The sequence below is a fragment of the Castellaniella sp. genome (assembly GCF_004321985.1).
Taxonomy (GTDB): domain Bacteria; phylum Pseudomonadota; class Gammaproteobacteria; order Burkholderiales; family Burkholderiaceae_B; genus Castellaniella.
The window spans coordinates 1-1,523 of the sequence record NZ_SCQN01000054.1 but is presented as its reverse complement, the minus strand read 5'-3'; the positions used below and the strand labels follow the sequence as shown (position 1 = coordinate 1,523).

Here is a 1,523-nt window from a genome sequence, read left to right as displayed (position 1 = left end):
CTTGCGATTACCCACATTTACGCACCAGCTCGGCGCCCAGTTCGAGATCACTGAGTCGGCGCATCCCGCGCCACATGACGAGATTGCCCGGCGGTGGGTCATGCGCACGGGCAAGATAGCCACCAAGGCGGGCCAGACCTACAAGGTAATCACCGAGAGCTGATTGCTGCGTGAGCGGCTTTCGCCAGCGCGCTGAAGCGTGACACAGTATGAGTTTTTCGGACTCGGTCAGCGCAATGGCTGCAGGCGCTCGTGGGGCGTAGCGGCACACCATCGTCAGCCAAAATATTCGCCAACTCACGATACAGCAGGCCGCGATCAGGTTGACGCGCCGCTGCGCGGTGCGCAGCCGTGACTCCTCGATCCGGCAGCCGGACTTCAGGATGTGGTGGAACACCTCGATCTTCCAACGCAGCGCGTACCAGCGCAGTTTCTCCACCGCCTCGGTGCGAGTGCGTACCGGCAAGTCTGTCACCAGCTTCCAGTCGATGGGCTCGCGCCCCTCAGGGGGATCCTTCTCGCGGGCGTGGATGACTGTGACCGTGAGCTCCGGATAGCGGCTGCGCTTTGCCCTTGATGGCAAAAGGCGCAGGCGCTGGAAAGCTAAGGTCAGTAGCGCCTGGCAGATGCGTCCATGTGGGTCCCGGAACTCAACCCGGTGTAGCCCCTGGGTTCGCGTGGCTGCCATCTGCTGCCCCACAGTCTGGGAGCCATCGCCGCAAAGCCGATCGGCACAGGTGCGAATCAGGAAGTGCGTGTGGAGCCCTGTCGCCGCGCAAAATAGTTCGTAGATGTCGCCCTCCCGATCGCCCACATGGATACACCGGTCAGGACAATCCAGCAGCTCTGTGGCCTGCTGCACATTCTGCAGCCAGCGGATACTCTCCTTTTGTTCGATGGGCACCCGCGTGGCGTTGATGCTGCGCTTGAGCGCATTGGTGCCCTTGAACTTGCTGCGCGTCCAGAATTTAATGGCACACAGCCCCAAGGGCAGGCCTTGCAACGTCACGGCCAGACTGGAATGCATCAAGATACCGCAGACGGTGTGGCGTGCGACTCGGCCGATGAGACCCACGCCGTCGGTGTTACCCCCATAGGAGATCTCCGTGGTGTCGTGCAGTATGAGCAATGGCCCTGGGGCAGCGTCTGCCCGCTCCCGGGTGCGGCGCATATGACCTGAGAGGATTGCGCGTTCGTCGACTCGTGGGTTGGAGAAGAAGCGGTAGGCCGCCTTGGCCTGAGCCCAGTCCTGGCTAGCAAACGGGATGCTGGGTCCCCCAGTGTCCGAAAGTTGCACGAGGATCTGTCGGAACCGCCGCGCAAGCCGCAAGTCACAGAACTCGCGTGATGCGGTACGACCCTCGCCTTCGGCCCACGCGTCAGCTCCAAGCTGCCAATCCAGATCCTGTGTCATCTTCGCCACCGTCAGTCGAGTCCGGCTGATGGCAGCATACGCCAAGTTAAAGTAAATAATTCAGAATCATCTGTACATCATTGATATTTGTGGGTAATTGCAAGCCGGC

Annotated in this window: 1 protein-coding gene; it reads right to left on the bottom strand. The window is 61.1% G+C overall.

The window, feature by feature from the left end:
- Nucleotides 1–7: 7 nt before the first annotated feature.
- On the bottom strand, nucleotides 8–1,414 hold the full coding sequence (locus EPN31_RS14495) for an IS4 family transposase (RefSeq protein WP_291774557.1): 1,407 nt from the start codon (nucleotides 1,412–1,414) through the stop codon (nucleotides 8–10).
- Between the last annotated feature and the right edge of the window lie 109 nt (nucleotides 1,415–1,523).